We start from the raw sequence: 18120 nt of genomic DNA, 5'->3' as shown, positions 1-18120 counted from the left end.
GGCCGCTTCCGTTCCGGAGCGAACGAGAAATCGAATGGAAATCCGGACCGTCGGTTCACCGCACCTATCCGCGCTACCGGCGAAGCGCGATGCCGACGCTTGCCTCGCCATCGCCCTCACCGTGCGAGCGTGCGCCCGCGCCTCAGCAGGAGTATCGGCAACGAATCGGGCGACAGCCGGTTGTGCCCGCAAACGGACGCGCACGCTGAATCTTCCGCCGCCGCGGCATGAATCACTTGTAGCTGATGGTGAACGTCGCGATGCCGTTCGCCGCGCCCGGCGTGATGACGCTGCCGGTCTGGTAATAGCGCGCCGTCATCGGAATCGCCAGCGTTGTGCCTGCGGTCGCGCTGCCGGCATCGAGTTCGGAACCGAACGTCACCGGCGAGCCGTTCATCAGCAGTTGAATGCCGACGCCGGTCGCCGCCGCCTCGCTTTGCGTGATCGCCAGAACGCCGGGCGCGCCGGAACTGTCTGCCGTCGCGGAAAACGTCAGCGCGACGTTGTACGTGCCGGACGGCTGAGTGCACGTGAGGCCGATGCTGAAATTCCGGTCCGCAAAGGAGGAGCCGATCCCCGTGAAGCGGTCGACGCGCACGTCGCCGAGGGGAACGGTCATGCTGCGCGATCCCGTATCGATGTCGCAGGTATAGGAAACGAACGAAATGCTGGCTAGACCGCGAATGTAATGCGAACCTTTCTTGTTGTTCGTATTACTGTCCAAATAGAAGGCCGGCATGTCCGCCGCGCTGACAACGCCTTGCGCGGGCGTCGCGCCCGTCTTCCTCAATTCCAGGCCGACAGTTCCGCTCGCATAGCCGGCCTTGCCGCCGAGATCGACGACCAGCGGGCTCTTGATTTGCTCCGCAGTGTTTCCGCCCTGCCCCTCGTAGGTCAGCCAGAAGGTCAGCCCGTATTGCTGAAGCGTCGAGCTCAAGTCGGTGCGCCAAACATAAATATTGCTGGTGTCGATCCAACCCAACGTGCAATACGTGCTGAAGCCGATACTGCTCTGGCTCCACAACACTGTCCCGATCGGCGCATCGGACGCGACCGCGATGGCCGGAAGCGTGACGAGCGTCTTGTCGCCTTCGCAAGTCGCCGCGCGCGCACCCATCGGCAGTGCGGCGGCGGCAATCCATAAGCAGCACGCCACCCTGCGCATGCGAAAGAAACCAAGCGGCCGCACGAGCGATTCCCGTTTCAATTGCATGTCGCCTCCACGGCCGGATACGCGCCGGCCGGCGCTTGCTCGGGCAGCGTGTAGTTCACGTGGCATCGATTCTGCCGCTCCGCGCCCCAGCGAACGAAAAAGCGCCCCTCGATATCCGGCAATCCGGCCACGAACGTCTCGCCGTCCATCCCTACGACGCCGAGCGCCTGCCCCTCGTCGTTTTCGGCCGTCGCCCCCTGCGGAGGAGATGAGCCGTCCGGGCGCGTCAGTGCGAACATCGCCCGGAAGCCGACGACCGAATCGAAGTGGGCTTGAACGACCGCGGCGCGAGTCGGCACCACCTCGCTCACCGGATTGCGGATTTCCACATCCTGCGGCATGCGGCGCGGGTCGATGACGATGCGATTGACGCGGTATGGATTCAGACGCGGAATCACCGCTTCGCCGGCCCGATTCGTGCTCACGCCAGGATGCATTTCGAAGTGGATTCCACTCACGTTCGGAACTCCCACGACCGCCACGGTATCGCCGAGCGGCTGCGTGAATAGCAGTCCCGTCCCGTGCCACAGCATTCCGCCCGCCGCCGTGAGCGCGGCCTGCGAATATCCGCGACCGCTGCCGACCGATGCGCCGTAGCGGCCAAACGGCGCAAGGTAACTCGCCGATGCCGTTCCGCTTACGTCCGACTGGTTCGAATGCGCGACGCCGACGCTGTAATTCAGTTGCTGATCGCTGCTGCCGCCGCCAACCGTCACCTGTTGATTGAAGTGATTCTCGTTGTTTCGGCTTGCGAAGTACGTGACATTCGTGCCGCCGCTCGTCGCACGCGCTCTCGCGCCGCCGAACAGCGCTTCCAGCGGCATCGACAGCGACAACGACACGTTCCAGCTCGACGGCACGCCGTTTCCTTTACTGTACGTGGAATAAAGTCCGTAGCTGGCGCGGCCCCAATTGCCGTTGTAACCGAGTTGATACACCGTGCTGCGCGCCGCACTGCCCCAGTATGTCTGCAGGACCACGCTCGCGTACATCGAGCCTAAGCGGCCCAGACGCTGATTCACGTTGCCTTCCAGGCGTTGGCGTTTCGCGCCGAGCGCGGCCGGTTCGCTGCCGTCGCGCAATTGCACCGCATCGGCGAAGCTGCGATAACCCGCAGTGGAATAACGATACGCAAGCAATCGGAAATCCGTACCCCAACCGCCCACCGCCTTCGCGTAAAGCACGCGAAACGCCTGTCCGGATACCGTACTGCTGTCGGCCATATCGATCGCGCTTCGCGCGTGCGTCACGTCGAACGACACAGCGCCGACGGTGCCGAGATTCTTGCCGATTCCGACCAACACCGATTGATACATGCCGGCCTCGATGACACCGCCATACAACGAGAATTCGCCCGGCAAGCCGCGTGCGAGCGTCGCCATCGCGAAATTCGGATGGGAGCCCGAAATGCCGTCGCGATATTGGCCCGCCGTGACGTTGTAGCGCCACGAGCCGTCGCGCAACAGCATGGGCACCGCGGAGTAGGGTTGCGTAAATGTCGTGACATGCCCGTCGGCCTCGGTGATCGTCACGTCCAGATTGCCCGACGACGATGTCGGATAGAGATCGTCGATCGTGAACGGCCCGGGTGGCACGTAGGTGCTGTAGATGACGAAGCCGTTCTGCTTGATCGTCACCTGCGCATTGGTCTGTGCGACGCCGTGCACAGTCGGGGCATAACCCCGCAGGCTATCGGGCAGCATGGTTTCGTCGGTATTGATCTGTACGCCGCGAAACTGGAAGCCGTCGAAAATGTTGGACGGCGTCGTGCCTTCGCCGGCCATCAACCGGCTGTTCCAGCCTTGGATATCGCGCTGCACGAACGTGTTGATGATCTGAAAGCGGTCTCGTCCGTCGAGCCCGCGCAGAAACGACGACGTATGCGACAACCGCCAGGCGCCCAGATTGATGCCGCCGCGAAGGCCCGCGTACAGCGTCGTTCGCGAATTGGCGGACGCGTAGTTGCCGCCCGCATATTGCGCGGCACTCAGTTGGTAGTCGAGCAGCGCGGCGTTGATGCCCTGATCCCAGCGAGCCGGATCTACCGATCCGCGCGCACGTCGCTTCAATGCGGCTTGAGGCACCGTCACGTTTAGACGCAGTTGATGGCTGTCGAACGCGACGCGCGCGTCGGGAACGCTGTCGACGATATCGACGCAAGCGTCCTCACGAGCCTGCGCCAGCCTCGGAAGCGCGGCGACGTTGACGCCCCACTCGTCGAACATCCGGGCGGTCAGGCAAGGAACCGCGTCCTCCCGGCTTTTGGGCACGAACTCGATGTCACGCCTGTCGATTGCCTCGTCGTTGACGAAGATCGACACCAGATAAACGCCCGGCAGTACGCGATTCGACGTCGCGTACACGGAAAGGTCCGCCCCGCCCCTGCCGCCGCCCAGTTCGAGAAAGGCGGGATCGAACTCGAACGCTTGCTCGCCACGGACGACGGACGAAAGCGCGGTCAGCGCGGCGGCCAGCACGATCGCTCGTATGCGCAAGAAGCCGACGTCGGCACCCCGATGCCGAGCCATCGCAGCTTATTGCGGTGGCGCGTCCGGCGTTCCGGCTGGTTGCGCGGTCACCTCCGTCGCCTGGGTGACGGCGCCGTAATCGTTGATCGTCGTATAGCTGAACTTGACCGGACCGACATGCGAGATCGCCCTGAGAGGAATCGGGACAATCAGCTCGCTCTTGGGGTTCACCATGTCCGCGTTGATGCTTGCGTTCTGCGCGGCCTGGATTTCGATGGTCGAGAAGGTCACGTGATACGGCGTCGGATTGCTGACCTTCAACGCCGCGCCCTGCCCGATCGGGCTCGGCACGACCGACCATTTGAGTTGCGACGGCGCATCGGCCGCGCTGCCGCGCAAACCGGCAGGCCGGTAAAAGAGCTTGATGCGCGTGAGGACCGCGATCTTCAGCGTGTTGACGTCCGCCTTGCGCTTCTGCGTGGGCGGGATTTCCTTCACGTTGAGCCAGTAGACGGATTCGGCGTCCTGCGGCAAACCTGCACCCCGTTTCACGTAGCGCACGCTCACACGCTGCTCCTTGCCGCCGTCCAGACGAAAGAGCGGCGGCGTGACCGTAAACGGCATGCGCCGGGTGTTCCCGTTTCCGTCATCGACGAAGATCTGAATCACATACGGCGTCTCGCCTTTATTGCGCACCGCAACCGACGTATCGCGCGCGTCGGCTTTTGCATCGAACACCACGCGCGTACCGCCGACCTGAATGCCGGCATACGCTTCGACGCCGCCCAACGCGAGGGCGGCAGCAAAAGCGGCGTGACAAATGATAGACAGGCGCATATCTCGTCTCTCCCCGAAAAATTAACTGGCCTAGGTGCCGCGTCGGTGAAATCCGCCCTCGATGCGCGCGATTGCGCGCGCACGGAAGGAGGCGGCATCCGCTACTTGTACGTCAGCGCAAACACGGCGGTGGCGTTCGCCGCGCCGCCCGTCACGGTTGCCGATGTCGCGATATAGCGCGCTGCGAAGTTGAACGTGTTGTCACCCTCGGCGATCGTGTATTCCTTGCTGCTCGTGCCGATGCTGATCGGCGTGCCCGTGTCGTCGACGAGCTGGAGCGCGACGCCGCCCGCCCCGCCGACGGTCGTCTGCAGCGCCTCGGGATTGGCCGTGTCCGTGGTGCCCGTGAACAGCACCGTCGCCCCCGACGTCGACGCACCGCAATTCTTGAGGACAATCTTGAACGCCGTGGTGCCGGTGGTCGATCCCACGCCGCTGAAGTCGTTCGCAAAGACCTTCGCCATGGTGACGGCGCTGCTGGTGGCGGTCGTATCGATTTCGCACGGGACATCGGTGATGCTACCGGTGAAATTGATCGTACCGGTCGTGGCAGTTTGCGAATAAGCCGCGCCGACGGAGAACATCGACAGCAGAACGGCCACTACCCCGCGTTGCATTCGTTTTGCTTTCATCTCGGTTCCATCCGAAAGGGATAGGTGAAACTATCTTAAGAGACACAATTCTTTACGTCACCATTTTTCACGAACAAATACTTCAATGCGAGTTGCCCTTATCCGAACGGCAGGCATCGCGCAAATTTCACTTGCATTTATCGGAATGCCAGTATTTGGGATTTATTTTCCCAATTAATTACATGATCCTTACGAAATAAATTCTTTCGCACCGAAATGGCGCACACGCGATCCACGCATTCGAATCTGCAAAGCGCGGCACAGCGCCTGAAGAGTGCGCGTCGATTCACCGACGACTCTCAAATCGACGGATGCACTCCCCTTTCCCTCCAACAGCAGGACGTCGCCATCCAAACAAAAATCTCGCAGAGCAAGGCCGGAGCACGGGTTCATGCTCGATCCCGAGCCGTCGGAACCATTTGATCCGACGCGGCGCACATCCCTTTCACCGCATGGCCAGGCTGATTAAACGAGTGCGCATCGCCCAGCGATAAACAAGATCAATTAAAGGCGATGCTCGAAAACATTTTGACAATAACGATCGATCGTGCAACGACGATTCATGCGTCACGACGTCAATTGATCATACCATTGCAGTCAACAATTTTATTGATGTTTCTTGGCATTGTTAATAATCTTTCACGAGTTGTCCAGGAACCCGAATCAGTAGCCGATTCCTTTGGCGCGAGGCAATCATGACCCGTGGAAACGCCCTTCATGTGCTGGCTCTGCTGCTGATGGCATTTCTTGCTGCGTGCAGCGGCAGCGATCTCGATTCAACTGCCCGACCGCCCGCCGGCCTGAATTACAGCGTTCCGGTGGTCGTCTACGACAAGGGGACGCCGATCATTCCCAATTCGCCGCACAGCAGCGGCGGCTCCATCACGAAGTACGGCGTATCGCCCGCGCTGCCCAGCGGGCTTGCTCTCGATCCCGCAACCGGCGTGATCGCCGGCACCCCGTCCATCGTCGCCCCCGTGACGATTTACGTCGTCACGGGCAGCAACAGCGCCGGCAGCGTGACGGCGCGTGTGCAAATCGAAGTGGAGGACGGCATCGCGGCACCGGACAGCCTCAGCTATCCGGACAATCCGGTCATCTATATGACCGGCGTACAGATCAGCCCGAATACGCCGACGACTTCGGGTGGCGAGATCACGCAGTACGCCGTCGAGCCCGCGCTGCCGGCGGGTCTGACGCTGGCCCCGCAGACGGGCGTCATCAGCGGCACGCCGGCCGCCGTGACCGCGCCGGCGAACTACACCATCACCGGCAGCAATAGCGCGGGAAGCGCGCAAGCGCAGGTCAACATCCAAGTACAGGCTCAGACTGCCCCGCCGACGAGTTTGACGTATTCGGACCCGGCGCCGGTGTACGTGGCCGGGCGCGTGATTGCGCAGGACGTCCCGGAACTCGCGGGCGGCGCCGCGACCGCGTATTCGGTGTCGCCAGCCCTGCCGGCCGGCTTGAGCGTCGACGCACAGACCGGGGTGATCAGCGGCACCCCTCAAAACGCGCAGCCCCAAACAGCCTATGCCGTCACCGCCAGCAACAGCGCGGGCAGCGTGACGGCGCAGGTTGCAATCACCGTTACCGCCACCGGACAGTGGCTATCCGTCGATGATCTGACTCAGGCGCGTTACGCCCACACCGCAACGCTGCTACCCAACGGCAAAGTGCTCGTTACGGGCGGCGCCAACAACTTGGGCGTCCCATTGTCGTCAACGGAGTTGTACGATCCGGCGAGCAACACGTGGGCGGCCGGCGCAGGCATGACTCAAGCGCGCAGCGCGCACACCGCGACACTGCTGCCCAACGGCAAGGTGCTGGCCGCGGGCGGAGCCGGCATCCTGTTTTCCGGCGAAGTGTACGATCCCGCCAGCGATACGTGGACGCCCGTCGTCGCTGCCGTCACCACCACAGACGTGCGCAGCGCACATACCGCAACGCTGTTGCCCAACGGCAAGGTGCTGATCGCCGGCGGCGTGGACGACTTCGGCAACGCACTGGCCTCGGCAAGAATATACGATCCCGTCAGTAACGGATGGACGAGCGCCGCCAGCATGAATCAGGCGCGCCGCGCACATACCGCGACGCTGCTGCCCAACGGCAAGGTGCTGGTGGCGGGCGGAGCCGGCATCCTGTTTTCCGGCGAAGTGTACGATCCCGCCAGCGATACGTGGACGCCCGCCGTCGCTGCCGTCACCACCACAGACGTGCGCAGCGCACATACCGCAACGCTGTTGCCCAACGGCAAGGTGCTGATCGCCGGCGGCGTGGACGGCAGCGGCAGCGCACTGTCGACGACAAAAATATACGATCCCGTCAGTAACGGATGGACGAGCGCCGCCAGCATGAATCAGGCGCGCAGCGCACACACTGCGACGCTGCTGTCCAACGGCAAAGTGCTGGTGGCGGGCGGGCGAGGCAACGCCCTGTCTTCTGCCGAGATTTACGACCCGAACAACGATACGTGGACGGCGGTTGCCAGTATGAATCAGGGCCGCGCCGTCTACGCCGCAACGCTGTTGTCTGACGGCCGAGTGCTTGTCGAGGGCGGGCACGGCAGCGTCGCCGGCTTCCTCGGCGCCCTTTCTTCGACAGAGGCATATATGCCCTGACGCAACGAAACAAGCGCTGCGGACGACGTGCCATTGATTAGGACAGCGATCGTACGGCACATCGTGCGCGCGAGGCATTCTTGCGTGAGGCCACGGGTACGCGCCAAGCCCGCCATGCCGGCGACTTTCTCATTGCACGCATCTGGATCGCACCCGATACGGCGGCTGCTTTATCGCCTGCCGCAGCCACACGCCAGCCAGCGCCATGCCCCCTCCAACACGATGGCGGCGCTACAGCGGCTCGCCGAGCAGCAGCAAGGCGTAAGCGTCACGAATACGGGCAGGAAATTCATGAAGCGGCTGGCTCGGCGTGGAGCGCTCAGGCGCACGCCCGTCATCCACGGAGACGGCGCGAGGATCGACACCGCAAGCGCCGCATACAGCACCGGCGACAGCTTCTCGAAGGTCATTGGCGACGAAGGCGCGAGCCGATACCACGGCAAAGGGGGCATGACGGCAAACCCGGCCTGCACGGCGAGCGATTGCCAGATGGGCAGCGGCAGGCCCGGCGTCTCGGCGGCACGACGCACGTGGCATGCGCAATCTTCGCCACGAGCATCAAGGCATCCCCCGTGCGAATCCCGCTTTGGAGCAAGCTCGCGGGATCACCATGGCCGGTCAGCACAACCGGCCCGATGATCGACAGGAGGCCGCCCACCGACGCCCCGACCGTCAGCGTCTCGCTCGCGAACACGAAGCTCAGCAACGCCGGCACCAGCGGCAAGATCGCGATGATGATGCGCATGTTGGTTGCGGAAGCCGACTTCCCGGCAATGTCCGCCACGCCTTGGTAGGTCACCATGTTGAGGATCGCGCGCTCAAACCAGGCGAAAGGCGATCGATTCAATAATTCGACAGCTCTCGTCGAATGCCACGAAGAAGCCGCCTTCCTTTGCACGCCGGCCCCAAAGAACCTCTGATCGGCCTCACCATCCGCCCCCATAAAATCCCGTTGACTTTATATCTTTCGATATATATCTTTCGATACATCTAAAGACGTAAAGGAGACGGCGATGCGCCACGCTCACCTGTTTTCGCGCCGCGATTGCGGCATGCATGCCTCGTCCGGCCCCGGTCCGCTCGAGATGTTCCGCCACATGATCGGCGGCCATCGCCGCGGCGGCGGCCGGCACGGCTTCGGTCCATTCGGCGGCTTCGGCGGCGGCCCGGGCGGTTTCAGCGGCTTCGGCGGGGACGATGCGATGCCGCGCGGCCGTCAATTCAGCGCCGACGACCTGCAGTTGCTGCTGCTCGCGCTGCTCGCCGAACAGCCGAGCCACGGCTACGAGCTGATCAAGGCGCTCGACACGCGCTCGAGCGGCTTCTACGCGCCGAGCCCCGGCATGGTGTATCCGGCGCTCACGTACCTCGAAGAGCTCGGCTACGTGACCGTGCAGGCCGAAGGCAACCGCAAGCGCTACGCGCTCGCCGATGCGGGCCGCGCGCATCTCGACGCGCAGCGCGAGCGCGTCGACCTGCTGTTCGCGAAGCTCGCGCATCTCGGCCGCAAAATGGAGTTCATGCGCCGCGCATTCGCCGGCGAAACGCCCGCCGCCGAAGACGACACGCACGGCTGGCTGCCGGAATTCGTCGACGCGCGGATGGCGCTCAAGCAAGCGCTCTTTCGCAAAAGCGGCGCCGACGCCGACGAGCAGCGCCGCATTGCGGCGATCCTGCGGCGCGCCGTCGCCGACATCGAAGGCCGGACCGAGGGCTGATCGCGCCGCGTCCGGTTTATCAAGGAGAACCAATCGATATGACCCAACCGACTACCGAGCGCGCCGTCGTTCGCGTGCGCCATACGCTGAAATTCCGCCTGTTGCAGGTCAAGCGCGTTGCCAAGGTGACGCCGCATTTGATGCGCGTGACGCTGACGGGCGACGAACTCGACGATTTCGAATCGGCGTCGTTCGACGATCACGTGAAGGTCTTCTTCCCGCCGCCCGGCGAAGACGCGCCCGCACGCCCCGAATTCGGCCCGAACGGCATCGTGTTTCCCGAAGACAAGCCGCGCCCCGTCGCGCGCGATTTCACGCCGCGCCGATACGATCGCGCCGCGCGCGAGCTCGATCTCGATTTCGTGCTGCATCATCCGGGGCCCGCGTCGCAATGGGCCGCGCAGGCGCGCGTCGGACAGACGCTCGGCATCGGCGGTCCGCGCGGTTCATTCGTGATCCCGAAGGATTTCGACTGGCATCTGCTGATCGGCGACGACACCGCGCTGCCCGCCGTCGCACGGCGACTCGAGGAATTGCCGGCCGGGACGCGCGTCGCCGCGGTGCTGGAAGTGGCCGATCCGTCGGCGCAGATCGAATTCGCGACCGAGGCGAACCTGTACGTGATGTGGCGTCATCGCGACGATGCGGCGAATGGCGAGCGAGGCGCGAGCCGGTTGGTCGACGCGTTGCGGGAACTGCCGCTGCCGGCCGGCGACGGCTACGTGTGGGCGGCCGGCGAAGCGGCCGCGATGCGCGGCGTGCGCGAGCACCTGTGCCGCGAGCGCGGCGTCGCGAAATCGCGGATTCGCGCGTCCGCTTACTGGAAGCACGGCGCGGTTGCGGTGCACGAATCGCTCGAAGACTGATGCGCCAAGCGAGCCTAAAACGCGGCGCACGCGTTCGACTCGCGACAACGGTGTAGCGACGCGCATCGCATGCCAGCGCCACACCCGCTTCGAGCGCATGCGCTCGAAGCGCGCGGCGTTCGTTGCCGACACGCACGCCTCTCTTGTCACGCCTGAATCATCGCGCCACGCATCGATCGGCGCGACGGCATGCGCGCACGCATGCGACCGCCGACGGCGGAAAACGCCCTCACGCGGCGCAGGTCATCGCGTCGCGTTTTCGTATGAACTGCATCGCATCCGCATCGCCGCCGCCGCGCCGGCCTATCCCGAAATAGCCGCGCTTGGCGGCGCTCGCCATGCGCCGATCGCGGCGCACGCTTTTCGTTCGAACTGAATCATGCAACCGCGCGGTTCGAACCCGTCCGCATCGCGCCGCCAAACCGTGCCGCACATCCCGGCGCGCCCGATTGGCGTCGATCAAGCCATTTCGTTCGTTTCGCGGCCGATTTCCCGCAGATGAATGCCGCACCGGCATCCGCCGGCGCGCACGCGTTTGCATTCCGTCGATCGCCTTTCGGTGCGCGGACATCGGCGCAATCGCGTCTCTACACGCACGGAGTTGCATCCGCGCCGCCGGTGTTCTATACCTATCTCGACGGCATGCGGCCCGTGCGGCGAAGCCATCGCGGCACACAACGGCGTATTTCATGGGGCACAGAGCGGCCCGCGCCGCCGTGGCCGGATATCGAGACAAGCACGACGCGTCGCGGCGCCTGCGCGCGTCGAATGACAAAAGGAAAAGATCGCGCGATTCGCGCGTCGTCACCCGGATACGCGACCACCATGACTCGCCGCCACACCCACGCAAGCATCCCGAGAACCCTCAGAATCGTCGGCTATTGCGGGCTCGGCGCGATCGCGATCGCGCTGTTCGTCGCGATGTGCGCGATCCTCAAGGACAGCGCGCTCGATCGCGAAGCCGCGCGCCAGATGCACAACGAGAACGTCGAACTGCACGGCGGCGCCGATGTCGAGTCCGGCTCGGCGAACGACGCCGCCCAAACGAGAGCGCCCGGTTAGTTCGGATTCCCGTCGATTGTCGTCAATCGACGCGGATCGAGCGCTCGTGCAATCGCGTGAACGCGACAGCGTGCACCGATTCGCCGACGCGCTCGAGCAGCGCCGTCACCGGGCGGCCGTACAGATGCGCGGCGAGCGCACCGGCGGTTCCGACGAGCGCGCCGCCCGCGATGTCGAGCGGCCAGTGCACGCCGACATAGATGCGCCCCCAGCCGACCACCGCCGCGATGACGGCGAGCACGACGCCCGCCGCGCGCGTCGCGCCGGCGACGAGCAGGCCCGCCGCGACGCTGCAGACGAAGGTCGCGTGATCGCTCGGGAACGAACCGTCGGGCGCATGCGGAATCAATTGCGTGCCGATGCCGAGCGCGAACGGCCGCGGCGAATACCAGAAGTGGCCGATCACCTGCGCGAGCGCGAGCGCGACGCATGCGCCGACGCCCGCTTCGATCGCCTGGCGACGCGTCGCACGCGCGCCCATCACCCAGGTCAGCAGCAGCAGCGCGGGCACCGCGTAGACGAGCCAGTCGGCGGCGAACACGCCGAAGCGAACGGCGGCGAGATGCGGCGCAGAACCCGCATTGAGCGCGGAAAAAACAGCGAGATTGAAGTTTTGCATGGGGTTGAAACGGTAGCGAATCGAACGACGCCGGGTCACCGGTCCGCACGATGCTAGGACGCGCACGCTTAAGGAAGGCTTAACCCGAAGCGCCGCAAGATCGAGATCGAAAGGAAAATCGAAAATTCTACAACGCAATTCTTCGAGAACGGTCGCTCCCCAAAAGTTCAATCGAACGCGCCGCGCGTCGCGACACGCTGCATCGGGCCGACGTTCACACCCGTTTCACGGGCCCCGTAAATGCTCACCATTGCCCCCGAAAAGCCTCACCTTTCGCCGGAGCGGAACCGGGAGCGAACCGTCTTCCTCGCCCGCCGATACGCGTTCGTTACTGCCGCCGCAACACTGTCAATATTTGTCATTTCGTTGCCGCGATTTCCGCAATAATCTTTTCCATTTGCGGCATCGCACAATCGATTCGCAGAGGCATACGATATCGGCACCCCGACCACGAAGCGATCAACAAGGAGTCCGCATGAAGCCCAGCCAAGTCCGATCGAATGCATTCGCGATGCCGCTCACGAGCCCCGCGTTTCCGATGGGCCCCTACCGTTTCGTCAATCGGGAATTCCTGATCATTACCTACCGCACCGATATCGACCGCCTCCGCGAAATCGTGCCCGAGCCGCTCGAAGTGAAGGAGCCGCTCGTCCATTACGAATTCATCCGCATGCCGGATTCGACGGGCTTCGGCGATTACACCGAGAGCGGCCAGGTGATCCCCGTCGAGTACAACGGCCAGCCGGGCGGCTACACGCTCGCGATGTATCTGAACGATCACCCGCCGATCGCGGGCGGCCGCGAATTGTGGGGATTCCCGAAGAAACTCGCGCAGCCGACGCTCGAGACGCACATCGACACGCTGCTCGGCACGCTCGACTACGGCCCCGTGCGCGTCGCGACGGGCACGATGGGCTACAAGCATCGGGAGCTCGATCTCGAAGAGCAGGCGAAACGCCTCGCGGGCGCGAACTTCCTGCTGAAGATCATTCCGCACGTCGACGGCTCGGCGCGCGTGTGCGAGCTCGTGCGCTACTACCTGCAGGACATCAAGATGAAAGGCGCATGGACGGGCCCCGCGTCGCTGCAGCTCGCGCCGCACGCGCTCGCGCCCGTCGCCGATCTGCCGGTGCTCGAGATCGTCGAGGCGCGGCACCTGCTCGCCGATTTGACGCTCGGCCTCGGCGAAGTCGTCTACGATTACCTCGCGCAGTGACGCGAGCCGCATCCTTCCCTACTTCTTTCTCGACAGGAATTCGATCATGAGCAATCTGAATGGCAAAACTGCAGTCGTGACGGGCGCGGCAAGCGGCATCGGCAAGGAAATCGCGCTGGAGCTCGCGCGTGCGGGCGCGGCGGTCGCGATCGCCGATCTGAATCAGGACGGCGCGAACGCGGTGGCCGAGCAGATCAAGCAGGCGGGCGGCAAGGCGATCGGCGTCGCGATGGACGTGACCAACGAGGACGCGGTCAACGCCGGCATCGACAAGGTTGCCGAGACGTTCGGCTCGGTCGACATTCTGGTGTCGAACGCGGGCATCCAGATCGTCAATCCGATCGAGAACTACGCGTTCGCCGACTGGAAGAAAATGCAGGCGATTCACGTCGACGGCGCGTTCCTCACGACGAAGGCCGCGCTCAAGCACATGTACCGGGACGATCGCGGCGGCGTCGTGATCTATATGGGCTCGGTGCATTCGCACGAGGCGTCGCCGCTGAAGTCGGCGTACGTGACGGCGAAGCACGGGCTGCTGGGGCTTGCGCGCGTGCTGGCGAAGGAAGGCGCGAAGCACAACGTGCGCTCGCACGTGGTGTGTCCGGGCTTCGTGCGCACGCCGCTCGTCGACAAGCAGATTCCGGAGCAGGCGAAAGAGCTCGGGATCAGCGAGGAGGAAGTGGTGAAGAAGGTGATGCTCGGGCAGACGGTCGACGGGGTGTTCACGACCGTCGAGGACGTCGCGAAGACGGTGCTGTTTCTGTCGGCGTTCCCGAGCGCGGCGCTCACCGGCCAGTCGTTTGTCGTCAGCCACGGCTGGTTCATGCAATGAAGCCGCGCGCCCGCACCGAAAAGCAGGCCGTCGATCCGGCGGATCTGCACAACGAAGCAAGCGTGCCGAATGCGCTCGAGCAAGAGCACGCGCACACGCACACGCCGTTCCATGATTTGCCGTACGAAACGATCGCGCTCGTGCTGCAAGGCGGCGGCGCGCTCGGCGCGTATCAAGCGGGCGTGTTCGAAGGGCTGCACGAAGCGGGCATTCCGCTCAACTGGATCGCCGGCATCTCGATCGGCGCGCTGAACACGGCGCTGATCGCGGGCAATCCGCCCGAACGGCGCGTCGAGCGGCTGCGCGAGTTCTGGAACACGATCTGCCAGCCCGCGTTCTTCCCCGCGCTGCCGGCCATGTTCGAATCCGCGCTCTTCAACAGCCACGAATACGTGCGCACGTTCTTCACCGCGAGCCAGGCGGCGAGCGCGGTCGTGCAGGGACAGCGCGGCTTCTTCGTGCCGCGCTTCCCGCCGCCGCTGCCGGGCTCGACGCATCCGCCGGAAAAGGTCAGCTATTACGACACGTCCGCGCTGCGCTCGACGCTCCTGAAGCTGTGCGACTTCGAGCGGATCAATTCGGGCGAGACGCGCGTGTCGGTCGGCGCGGTGAACGTCGGTACGGGCAACTTCATCTACTTCGACAACGCGAAGACGACGCTGCGCCCCGAGCATTTCATGGCGTCGGGCGCGCTGCCGCCCGCGTTTCCGCCCGTCGAGATCGACGGCGAGTTCTACTGGGACGGCGGCATCGTGTCGAACACGCCGCTGATGGAAGTGCTGCGCGCGTCGCCGCGACGCGACACGCTCGCGTTCCAGGTCGACCTGTGGAGCGCGCGCGGGCCGCTGCCCGAATCGATGAACGACGTGACCGAGCGCACGAAGGACGTTCAGTATTCGAGCCGCACGCGCCTCATCACCGACACGCTGCAGCGCGAGCAGCGCTTTCGCAACGTACTGCGCCGCGTGCTCGATCAGGTGCCCGAGGAAATGCGCAAGAACGATCCGTGGTGCCAGCAGGCCGAGACGCTGTCGTGCGGCAAGCGCTACAACGTCCAGCATCTGATCTATCAGCAGAAGGCGTACGAGCAGCACTACAAGGACTATCAGTTCGGCGCGTCGACGATGCGCGACCACTGGTCCGCGGGCCTCGCGGACATCCGCAAGACGCTCGCCGTGAAGAACGGCCTTGCGCTGCCGGACAACGACGCAGGCTTCGTCACGCACGACATTCACCGGATTCGGTGAGGCTCCCCGCTCGCGGCCGGCGCGCGCCGGCCGCGTCTTTCGTTTTCTCGCTCGCCGCTTCGCCATGCCGATTTTCATCGTCCTGTTCGCGCTCGCCGCCTTGATCTGGGGCGCGGTCTACACGTTTCATGCGATCGCCGCGCGCTTCGGCGACGCCATGGCGATCGGCGCCGCCGTCGTCGCGACCGCCGCGATCGCGGCGGCGGTCGCGCACTGGGCCCGGCGGCGGCGCGACGTCGCGCCGAACGCGCGAGAAGACGGCTGGACCCACGTGCTGCAGCGCGCATGGGGCGATCTGCGCATATCGGCGACGAAGGGGCTGCTGTGGCTGTCGCAGGACGGCGACGCCGGCCGCTACACGCTCACCGATCTGAGCGGCTGCCGCGCGCAGACGCTCGACGGCCGCTGGTATCTCGTCGTCGCCGTGCGCGACGAGCGGCGCGCCGAGTGGAAGCTGCCGATGGACGACAAGCGCGACGCGCAGCGCTGGGCGCGCGTGCTGACGCTCGCGAAGCGGCAGCGTCTGTAACGGGCCGGCCGCGCGCGACGGCCGGCGGTCGATCGTCGCCGCACGGAGCGCGCAATCGGGGTCGAAATCGCCGTATCGGCAATCCGCGGAGCGAACGCGCCCGCGCCGCCGAAAACAAGCGGATCGTCCTATCCGCCCGCCGGCGCGCCTGCCACAGTAGCGGCGTCAGACTTTCGAACCGGAGTTCAGCGTGGCCGAAACCAACGCCTCCCGCACGCTCGCCTTTCGCCCGTTTACCCAGGACGACATCGACACTGCCCAGCGCCTGTCCAGTTGCTTTCAGTGGCCGCATCGCGTCGACGACTGGCGCTTCGTCGCGAAGCTCGGCAGCGGCTTCGTCGCGCAAGACGGCAGCGGCGTGATCGGCACCGCGCTCGGCTGGCGCTACGGCCGCGAGCACGCGTCGCTCGGCATGGTGATCGTCGCGCCGGACCAGCAGGGCCGCGGCATCGGCCGCGAGCTGCTCGCGCGGATCGTCGACGATCTCGGCGAGCGCACGCTGTTCCTGCACGCGACGCCCGCCGGCAAGCCGCTCTACGCGAAGTTCGGCTTCAAGCCGACCGGCATCACCGAGCAGCACCAGGGCGCCGCGTTTCATCCGCCGCTGATTTCGCTGCCGCCCGGCGAGCGCCTGCGTCCGATCGGCGTCAACGACACGGCGCGCCTCGGCGCGCTCGCATCGCGCGCGTGCGGCTACGACCGCAGCGCCGTGATCGACGCGTTGCTCGATGTCGCGAGCGGCATCGCGCTCGATCGCGACGGCGAGCTGCTCGGCTTCGCGCTGTTCCGCCGCTTCGGCCGCGGCCACGCGATCGGGCCGGTGATCGCGCCGGACACGCTGCGCGCGCAGGCGCTGATCAGCCACTGGCTCGCGCTGCACGCCGGCATGTTCGTGCGGATCGACGTGCCCGGCGACAGCGGCCTGTCCGGCTGGCTCGAAGAGCTCGGGCTGCGGCGCGTCGACTCGGTCGTCGCGATGGTGCGCGGCGCGGTGCCCGAGCGCGATCCTGCGCTGCGGCAGTTCGCGATCGTCAATCAGGCGCTCGGCTGATTGCGCTCGGCCGCGATCGCCCACTTCATGCGATGACCTTCGTCTACAAGGCCGATCCGGCGCGCGGCGCGCAGTGGGCGCGCCTTTTCGCGGAAAAAGCGCCTGATGTCCCGTTCCGTCTGTGGCCCGACATCGGCGATCCGTCCGCCGTCCGCTATCTGGCCGCGTGGCAGCCGCCCGACGCTCCGCTGCGGCTGATGCCGAATCTCGAAGTCGTGTTCTCGGTCGGCGCGGGCGTCGATCAGTTCGATCTGTCCTGCGTGCCCGCGCACGTCCCGGTCGTGAGGATGATCGAGCCGGGGATCGTCGAGGGGATGGTCGAATACGTGATGCAGGCCGTGCTGACGATTCATCGCGACATGTTCGACTACGCGGCGCTGCAGCGCATGCAGGTGTGGCGAGCGAAGCCGGTGCGCGCCGCCGCGTCGCGGCGCGTCGGCGTGCTCGGCCTCGGCATGCTCGGGCAGGCGGTGCTCGACGCGCTGCGCCGCTTCGGCTTTCCGTGCGCGGGCTGGAGCCGCTCGCCGCGCACGCTGGAGGGCGTCGACTGCTACGCGGGCGAAACGGGGCTCGCCGCGCTGCTCGCGCGCTCGGACATCCTCGTGTGCCTGCTGCCGCTCACGCCCGAAACGCGCGGGCTGCTCGACATGCCGTTGTTCGACGCGCTGCCGGACGGCGCGTCGCTGATCCACGTCGGCCGCGGCCCGCAGCTCGTCGAAGCGGCGCTCCTCGACTCGCTCTCATCGGGCAAGCTCGACAGCGCGATCGTCGACGTGACGGACCCGGAGCCGCTGCCGGCGGGACACCCTTTCTGGACGCATCCGCGCATCCGGATCACGCCGCACATCGCGAGCGCGACGCGGCCCGACACGGCGGTCGACGCGGTGCTCGCGAATCTCGCGCGGCATCGCGCGGGGGAGCCGATGGTGGGCGTCGTCGATCGCGCGCGCGGCTATTAGGCGGTTGTCGGGCGGTTGTCGGCGGATATCGGGCGGGGCCGATGAGCGCTTGCCGGGCGCGATGCGCGGCGATGGGGCTCGGCGCGTGTTCGTGCGCGCTTGCACTTGCACTTGCGCTTGCACTTGCATGCGCAGAAGCAAAGACAAAGACAAAGACAAAGACACCGTACCTTCCCCATCGCGTGCGAAGCAACGCGCGCGTGCGTGACTGGAAACACCGCGTTCGAATTCGGCACCACGCATCATCAGC

17 protein-coding genes are annotated in these 18120 nt (G+C 65.3%); 10 read left to right on the top strand and 7 right to left on the bottom strand.

The window, feature by feature from the left end; genetic code table 11:
- Positions 1-232 precede the first annotated feature (232 nt).
- The 4 genes from WT60_RS20250 to WT60_RS20230 form a co-directional block, all read right to left on the bottom strand.
- Positions 233-1213 carry a fimbrial protein gene (locus WT60_RS20250; protein WP_038754897.1) on the bottom strand — a complete coding sequence of 327 codons (981 nt, stop codon included), beginning with the start codon at positions 1211-1213 and terminating at the stop codon, positions 233-235.
- Entirely contained in the window at positions 1204-3690 is a 2487-nt protein-coding gene (locus WT60_RS20245) for a fimbria/pilus outer membrane usher protein (protein WP_060355427.1), read from the bottom strand. The genes WT60_RS20250 and WT60_RS20245 overlap by 10 nt, the downstream gene beginning before the upstream one ends.
- Positions 3691-3747: 57 nt before the next feature.
- Positions 3748-4518 carry a molecular chaperone gene (locus tag WT60_RS20240; RefSeq protein ID WP_038754903.1) on the bottom strand — a complete coding sequence of 257 codons (771 nt, stop codon included), beginning with the start codon at positions 4516-4518 and terminating at the stop codon, positions 3748-3750.
- A 101-nt stretch (positions 4519-4619) separates the two neighbouring features.
- Positions 4620-5150, bottom strand: coding sequence for a fimbrial protein (locus WT60_RS20230; protein ID WP_060355422.1), 531 nt, complete (start codon positions 5148-5150; stop codon positions 4620-4622).
- A gap of 695 nt (positions 5151-5845) precedes the next feature.
- Between WT60_RS20230 and WT60_RS20225 the strand changes: the two genes are divergently transcribed.
- Complete coding sequence (locus tag WT60_RS20225; RefSeq protein WP_145986834.1) at positions 5846-7771, top strand: kelch repeat-containing protein; 1926 nt, start codon at positions 5846-5848, stop codon at positions 7769-7771.
- Positions 7772-8177: 406 nt separating this feature from the next.
- Here the strand turns inward: WT60_RS20225 and WT60_RS20215 are convergent, their stop codons facing one another.
- Positions 8178-8573 carry a hypothetical protein gene (locus WT60_RS20215; protein WP_145986833.1) on the bottom strand — a complete coding sequence of 132 codons (396 nt, stop codon included), beginning with the start codon at positions 8571-8573 and terminating at the stop codon, positions 8178-8180.
- Between the two features lie 211 nt (positions 8574-8784).
- On the opposite strand from WT60_RS20215, the gene WT60_RS20210 reads away from it, so the two are divergent.
- The gene (locus tag WT60_RS20210; RefSeq protein ID WP_038754909.1) at positions 8785-9489 is read left to right on the top strand and encodes a PadR family transcriptional regulator; all 705 of its coding nucleotides are present in this window, start codon (positions 8785-8787) and stop codon (positions 9487-9489) included.
- A 38-nt stretch (positions 9490-9527) separates the two neighbouring features.
- Positions 9528-10355 carry a siderophore-interacting protein gene (locus WT60_RS20205; RefSeq protein WP_038754911.1) on the top strand — a complete coding sequence of 276 codons (828 nt, stop codon included), beginning with the start codon at positions 9528-9530 and terminating at the stop codon, positions 10353-10355.
- 229 nt (positions 10356-10584) lie between these two features.
- Here WT60_RS20205 and WT60_RS33825 read toward each other — a convergent pair whose 3' ends face one another.
- Positions 10585-10818 carry a hypothetical protein gene (locus tag WT60_RS33825; RefSeq protein ID WP_145986832.1) on the bottom strand — a complete coding sequence of 78 codons (234 nt, stop codon included), beginning with the start codon at positions 10816-10818 and terminating at the stop codon, positions 10585-10587.
- Positions 10819-11180: 362 nt separating this feature from the next.
- Here WT60_RS33825 and WT60_RS20195 point away from each other — a divergent pair, with 362 nt between their 5' ends.
- A complete protein-coding gene (locus WT60_RS20195; protein ID WP_038754914.1) occupies positions 11181-11417 on the top strand; it encodes a hypothetical protein in 237 nt (78 codons plus the stop codon).
- Positions 11418-11439: 22 nt separating this feature from the next.
- Here the strand turns inward: WT60_RS20195 and WT60_RS20190 are convergent, their stop codons facing one another.
- The gene (locus tag WT60_RS20190) at positions 11440-12036 is read right to left on the bottom strand and encodes an undecaprenyl-diphosphatase (protein WP_038754915.1); all 597 of its coding nucleotides are present in this window, start codon (positions 12034-12036) and stop codon (positions 11440-11442) included.
- Positions 12037-12511: 475 nt separating this feature from the next.
- Here WT60_RS20190 and WT60_RS20185 point away from each other — a divergent pair, with 475 nt between their 5' ends.
- From WT60_RS20185 to WT60_RS20160, 6 genes are all read left to right on the top strand, one after another.
- Positions 12512-13252: an acetoacetate decarboxylase gene (locus WT60_RS20185; protein WP_038754918.1), complete on the top strand. Its 741-nt coding sequence runs from the start codon at positions 12512-12514 to the stop codon at positions 13250-13252.
- 46 nt (positions 13253-13298) lie between these two features.
- A complete protein-coding gene (locus tag WT60_RS20180; RefSeq protein ID WP_060820302.1) occupies positions 13299-14084 on the top strand; it encodes a 3-hydroxybutyrate dehydrogenase in 786 nt (261 codons plus the stop codon).
- Positions 14081-15331, top strand: coding sequence for a patatin-like phospholipase family protein (locus WT60_RS20175; protein WP_060355740.1), 1251 nt, complete (start codon positions 14081-14083; stop codon positions 15329-15331). Before WT60_RS20180 ends, WT60_RS20175 begins: the two co-directional genes overlap by 4 nt.
- Before the next feature lie 64 nt (positions 15332-15395).
- The gene (locus WT60_RS20170) at positions 15396-15860 is read left to right on the top strand and encodes a hypothetical protein (RefSeq protein WP_059578409.1); all 465 of its coding nucleotides are present in this window, start codon (positions 15396-15398) and stop codon (positions 15858-15860) included.
- Positions 15861-16050: 190 nt separating this feature from the next.
- The gene (locus tag WT60_RS20165; protein ID WP_060355739.1) at positions 16051-16911 is read left to right on the top strand and encodes a GNAT family N-acetyltransferase; all 861 of its coding nucleotides are present in this window, start codon (positions 16051-16053) and stop codon (positions 16909-16911) included.
- 32 nt (positions 16912-16943) lie between these two features.
- Positions 16944-17870: a glyoxylate/hydroxypyruvate reductase A gene (locus tag WT60_RS20160; RefSeq protein WP_059645635.1), complete on the top strand. Its 927-nt coding sequence runs from the start codon at positions 16944-16946 to the stop codon at positions 17868-17870.
- The last annotated feature ends 250 nt before the right edge of the window (positions 17871-18120 follow it).

The organism is Burkholderia sp. MSMB617WGS, assembly GCF_001532025.2.
Classification (GTDB): domain Bacteria; phylum Pseudomonadota; class Gammaproteobacteria; order Burkholderiales; family Burkholderiaceae; genus Burkholderia; species Burkholderia savannae.
Note: the sequence above shows the minus strand (reverse complement) of the source record. Positions and strands in the feature narration are given on the sequence as shown.